This is a genomic window from Sodalis sp. (in: enterobacteria) (assembly GCF_051710625.1).
Taxonomy (GTDB): Bacteria; Pseudomonadota; Gammaproteobacteria; order Enterobacterales; family Enterobacteriaceae; genus JBPESN01.
Window position 1 is genome coordinate 1 of record NZ_JBPESN010000108.1, and the last position, 5,015, is coordinate 5,015.

Annotated in this window: 4 protein-coding genes, 1 tRNA gene and 4 pseudogenes; 6 read left to right on the plus strand and 3 right to left on the minus strand. The window is 54.5% G+C overall.

The window, feature by feature from the left end; all coding sequences use genetic code 11:
- Positions 1-125 (plus strand): annotated as a pseudogene (locus ACTBDU_RS15945) (IS3 family transposase); the annotation flags it as partial.
- A gap of 85 nt (positions 126-210) precedes the next feature.
- Here the strand turns inward: ACTBDU_RS15945 and ACTBDU_RS15950 are convergent.
- Positions 211-298: transfer RNA gene (locus ACTBDU_RS15950), tRNA-Ser, on the minus strand.
- A 216-nt stretch (positions 299-514) separates the two neighbouring features.
- On the opposite strand from ACTBDU_RS15950, the gene yccA reads away from it, so the two are divergent.
- Positions 515-1,174 (plus strand): FtsH protease modulator YccA, encoded by a 660-nt coding sequence (yccA, locus tag ACTBDU_RS15955; RefSeq protein ID WP_438807157.1) that lies wholly within the window; start codon positions 515-517, stop codon positions 1,172-1,174.
- A 149-nt stretch (positions 1,175-1,323) separates the two neighbouring features.
- A complete protein-coding gene (locus tag ACTBDU_RS15960; protein ID WP_438807158.1) occupies positions 1,324-1,650 on the plus strand; it encodes a TusE/DsrC/DsvC family sulfur relay protein in 327 nt (108 codons plus the stop codon).
- A gap of 206 nt (positions 1,651-1,856) precedes the next feature.
- On the opposite strand, the gene yccX is transcribed toward ACTBDU_RS15960, so the two are convergent.
- The gene (gene yccX / locus ACTBDU_RS15965; protein WP_438807159.1) at positions 1,857-2,141 is read right to left on the minus strand and encodes an acylphosphatase; all 285 of its coding nucleotides are present in this window, start codon (positions 2,139-2,141) and stop codon (positions 1,857-1,859) included.
- Between the two features lie 90 nt (positions 2,142-2,231).
- Between yccX and ACTBDU_RS15970 the strand changes: the two are divergent.
- Positions 2,232-3,432: pseudogene (locus ACTBDU_RS15970) on the plus strand (class I SAM-dependent methyltransferase).
- Between the two features lie 75 nt (positions 3,433-3,507).
- Positions 3,508-3,825, plus strand: a complete 318-nt coding sequence (gene hspQ, locus ACTBDU_RS15975) for a heat shock protein HspQ (protein WP_438807160.1) — start codon at positions 3,508-3,510, stop codon at positions 3,823-3,825.
- 155 nt (positions 3,826-3,980) lie between these two features.
- On the opposite strand, the pseudogene ACTBDU_RS15980 reads toward hspQ, so the two are convergent.
- Positions 3,981-4,188 (minus strand): annotated as a pseudogene (locus ACTBDU_RS15980) (CoA-binding protein); the annotation flags it as partial.
- A 177-nt stretch (positions 4,189-4,365) separates the two neighbouring features.
- Here ACTBDU_RS15980 and ACTBDU_RS15985 point away from each other — a divergent pair.
- Positions 4,366-5,015: pseudogene (locus ACTBDU_RS15985) on the plus strand (transposase); the annotation flags it as partial.

Here is a 5,015-nt window from a genome sequence, read left to right on the forward strand (position 1 = left end):
AAATTACCGACTATATCGTGGGATATTACAGCGCACTCAGGCCGCATGAATATAACGGTGGGTTGCCACCAAACGAATCAGAAAATAGATACTGGAAAAACGCTAACGCGGTGGCCAGTTTTAGTTGGCCACTACAAAGTGAATATTCCAAGTCAATCCTAAGAGCATGTTTTGAACAAGCAGAAAAATAATCTAACCCATTGATAAATATGGCGGAGGAGGTGAGATTCGAACTCACGAAAGGTTGCCCTTCGCCGGTTTTCAAGACCGGTGCCTTTAACCACTCGGCCACTCCTCCGCAACGAGGCGAACTATAAACAGAGTCGATCCGGTTGTAAAGAGCGTTTGTGCTAATTGACTAAAAAATCGCCATTAGTCTCTTCGCCGCCTTCTTTTTTTCCGCCACCGCCGGCTTGAGTGTGTAAAGATGGGTAAATGCCATAGGCGCGACGGCGGCAACCCTTTAATCTTGCACGAAATATTACTGGCATACCTTCATGATGAGAGGCAAATTATGGATCGTTTGATTGCGACGTCCTCGCGTAGGCATTCGCTCTTAAGCACCCACAAGGTGCTGCGCAATACCTATTTCCTGTTGTCGCTTACGCTGGCATTTTCCGCACTGACCGCCACCGCGAGCACCCTGTTGCGGCTACCGGCGCCCGGTTTGATTCTGATGCTGGTCGGCTTTTACGGACTTTTGTTCCTGACCCACCGGCTCGCCAACAGTCCGGCTGGGATCCTCGCTACTTTCGCCCTGACCGGTTTTATGGGCTATACGTTGGGGCCGCTGCTGAGCATGCTGCTGGCGTCCGGCGCGGGGGACGTCATCATGCTGGCGCTGGGGGGCACGGCGGTGGTGTTCTTTTGCTGCTCGGCGTATGTTCTCACCACCCGCAAGGATATGTCGTTCCTGTCGGGAATGATGATGGCCGGCTTCGTGGTACTGGTGGTCGTGGTTGTCGCTAATCTTTTTCTGCATATCCCAGCCTTGTCGCTGGCGATAAGCGTGATGTTTATTCTGCTTTCCTCCGGCGCGATTCTGTGGGAAACTAGCAATATCATCTACGGTGGAGAGACCAACTATATTCGTGCCACCGTCAGTCTTTACGTATCGCTGTACAACATTTTCGTCAGCCTGCTGAGCATCTTCGGTGGTATGCGCAGAAACTAACCTACCCCGTCCTCTTCCAGGCCCCGTCCACGGCCGCGACGGCATTCGCACCTTATGCCGTCGCGTTCCCAGGCGGGGCCTGGTGTTTTCTGCACGGCAGATTTGCTATCCTCTCTTGATTCGATAATCAATGAGCCGGACAGGAATCGATGGAGTTTAACGGCACAGAAATCAGTACCGATGCGCAAGGGTATTTGACCCACTCGCAGGACTGGTCCGAAGCGTTGGCGGGCGAAATCGCCCGCCGCGAAGATATCACCCTTAGCGAAGCCCATTGGCAGGTGATCCATTTCGTGCGCGCATTTTATCTACAGTACAATACGTCGCCAGCGGTGCGGATGCTGATGAAGGCCATGGCGCAGGCCTACGGTGAAGAAAAAGGCAATAGCCGTTACCTTTTCCGTTTGTTTCCCGAGGGTCCTGCCAAACAGGCAACGAAAATCGCCGGTCTGCCCAAACCGGTGAAATGTCTGTAGCCGCTAAACGTTGCGGCGCCGAAGCCGAAGCCTACGACCGCTGGCGCTAAGCGGGCAGCTGTACCGCGGGCCATAACCGTTGCGGAGCGCAGCTAGTGGCGCATCATCCCAGAGCGCCGTGCGCACAGCGACTATCACAACGGCCCCCACCGCCCGCATGCGCTGGGGGGCCACGGCGTACCCTGCCAGGGCAGCACTGACGGCCGCTAATAGCGGATGGTAAATCCGTTGAAATCACCCACGCTACCGTTGCGCGGTTCGGTGAGCACTTTATCCACCCTGGCATGGCCCGGCCCTCCCTGGCGTAGCCAGTCCAGCAGTTTTTCCACCTGGGCACTTTCGCCGTAGGCCACAACTTCGACGCTGCCGTCATCTCGGTTGCGGACATAGCCGCTCAATCCCTGAAACTTTGCCTGATGTTGAGTGGCGTAGCGAAAGCCGACACCCTGCACCTGCCCATGAACCCAGGCTGCCGTATATATCATCGTCATCGTTTCCTCCTGCCGCACGGCCTAGGTTGCTTTTCAGCGCGCTTATTCGCAAAATGGCGCTCTTTGGCCAGGGTTTAGCATACTTTTATGATGACAAAACGTCTATTTCTGGCGCGCGGCCGTGAGAAATCGCTGTTGCGACGCCATCCCTGGGTTTTCTCCGGCGCGATTGGCAGGTTGGAAGGGAAAGCCCAGCCGGGAGAAACCGTCGACATTTGCGATGACAAAGGCCGCTGGCTGGCGCGCGGTGCGTGGTGCGTGGTGCGTGGTGCGTGGTCACCGCAGTCGCAAATCCGGGCCAGGGTGTGGAGCTTCAACCCTGATGAGCAGATTGATGTCGACTTCTTCGTCCGCCGGTTGACGGTCGCACAGGGTCTGCGTACGTTTTTGGCGGCGCGAGACGCTTTGGATGATTATCGTTTGATTGCAGGCGAATCGGACGGTTTACCCAGCATTACTATCGATCGCTATGGTGATTTTTTGGTGGTACAGTTGCTGTCCGCCGGCGCAGAATTTCAACGCGCCACTCTGTTAGCGGCACTTCTTCGCTGCTATCCCGACTGCTCGCTTTACGGCCGGTCCGACGTCGCGGGGCGCAAGAAAGAAGGTCTAAAGGAAACCCGCGGCGTTATTAGTGGCGCCACGCCGCCAGCGTTACTCCCCATTCGTGAACATGATATGTCGTTACTGGTGGATATTGCCCAGGGCCACAAGACCGGCTTTTACCTTGATCAGCGCGATAGCCGTTTGGCTGCCCGTAAATACGCCGCCGGGCGTAGAGTGCTTAACTGTTTTAGCTATACCGGCGCCTTTTCCGTGTCGGTATTGAAAGGGAACTGCCGGGAGGTCGTCAGCGTTGATACCTCGCAACAGGTGTTAAACGTGGCGCAACAAAACCTGGCGCTCAATCGGTTGGACCCGTCACGTGCACGCTTCGTGCGAGACGACGTTTTTCAATTGTTGCGACGAGGGTGAACAGTTTGATATGATCATCCTGGATCCCCCCAAGTTTGTGGAAAATAAAAACCAGTTGGCCAGCGCGTGCCGCGGCTACAAAGATATCAATATGCTGGCGCTACAGCTGTTGGCGCCAGAGGGGATTCTGCTGAGCTTTTCCTGCTCGGGCCTGATGTCTACCGATCTGTTTCAGAAAATCTTGGCGGATGCGGCGCTTGATGCCGGCCGCGAGATTCAGTTTATTGAACAGTTTCGCCAGGCCACCGATCACCCGGTTGCCGGCGCCTACCCCGAAGGACTGCATTTAAAGGGATTTGCCTGTCGGGCCGGTTAAATTGTGTTCTGTCACCTTGAATTCCCCAGGGCCTCCCCCATATTAAGTGTAAGGCATACTTTTATTGGAGGTCTTATGATTGCCAGCAAATTTGGCATAGGGCAGCAGGTCCGGCATAAACTACTGGGGTACCTGGGGGTCATTATCGACGTGGATCCGGAATACTCCCTGGAAAAGCCTTCGCTGGACGATATCGCGGCTGACGATAGCCTGCGTACGGCCCCGTGGTATCATGTGGTCATGGAAGATGAAGAGGGAAAACCGGTGCATACCTATCTGGCGGAAGCGCAGCTAGGTTACGAATCCTTCCCCGTCCATCCCGAACAGCCGACACTGGATGAGTTGGCTGAATCCATTCGATTACAGCTTCAGGCGCCGCGCCTGAGAAATTAACCGGCAGGGGGCTGCGCCAGCGCGCAGCCTGTTCTCCCCTCACTGACTCACCCAGGCGCCCGCGCCAATTGTCTGCCAGATGGCAATAGCTCGCCAACGCCGCGGTTACCTTCGGGGCCGGTTTGTTAGCCTCAGGTTTCCACTGACAGCAAGGCTCAGCGGTCCAGACCGAGACGCGGGATCTCAATTTTCGGACAGCGATCCATCACCACTTTCATACCCACGTTTTTCGCCAGCACCGCCGCCTGTTCATTGACAATGCCCAATTGCAGCCACAGCACACCGGCATCAATGGCAATCGCTTTCTGCGTCAGATGCCTCAGCGCGTCGAAAGACATCCACCATATCGATTTTGGCGGGGATCTTGTAGCGATGCAAAATATTCTGGACTAATTTGCAGACAATTCTGGACTCCCTTAAACCCTAAAAAATGGCTATTTTGGACAGTCCAGAATTGATTGCAAAATCTGTAGTGGCACACTGAATTTGGCCACCTAAACAGAGGTGATATGCTCACCTCAGAACAACACGGGTGCACCAATGAAAAGAAGAAATTTTAGTCCTGAATTCAAACGCGAATCCGTTCAACTGGTTGTCGACCAAAATTACACCGCCGCGCCAGCAGCAAAAGCCATGGACGTCGGTTTTTCTACGATGACGAAATGGGTAAAATAACTGCGTGATGAGCGACAGGGGAAAACGCCAAAAGCCTCTCCCATAACCCCGGCACAAATTGAAATACGTGAGCTCAAGAAGAAGGTACAACGCATTGAAATAGAAAACGAAATATTAAAAAAGGCTACAGCGCTCTTGATGTCAGACTCCCTGAACAGTTCTCGTTAATCGGGAAACTCAGAGCGCATTATCCTGTGGCCACACTCTGCCACGTGTTCAGGGTTCATCGCAGCAGTTACAAATACTGGAAAAGTCGTCCTGACAGGCCAGACGGCAGGCGAACGGTATTGCGCAGTCAGGTTCATGAACTGCACAGTATCAGCCATGGTGCCGCTGGCGCGAGAAGTATCGCCACCATGGCAACCCAGAGAGGCTTCCGGATGGGGCGCTGGCTCGCAGGCAGGCTCATGAAAAAGCTGGGGCTGGTCAGTTGTCAGCAGCCGACGCACAGGTATAAGCGTGGCGGTCAGGAGCATGTTGCGATCCCGAATTATCTTGAGCGCCAGTTCGCTGTA

What these genes read in the sequence shown, in the direction of transcription:
- yccA (WP_438807157.1), top strand. Translation starts at nt 515, where the DNA reads ATGGATCGTTTGATTGCGACGTCCTCGCGTAGGCATTCGCTCTTAAGC.
- ACTBDU_RS15960 (WP_438807158.1), top strand. Translation starts at nt 1,324, where the DNA reads ATGGAGTTTAACGGCACAGAAATCAGTACCGATGCGCAAGGGTATTTG.
- yccX (WP_438807159.1), bottom strand. Translation starts at nt 2,141, where the DNA reads ATGACGATGATATATACGGCAGCCTGGGTTCATGGGCAGGTGCAGGGT.
- hspQ (WP_438807160.1), top strand. Translation starts at nt 3,508, where the DNA reads ATGATTGCCAGCAAATTTGGCATAGGGCAGCAGGTCCGGCATAAACTA.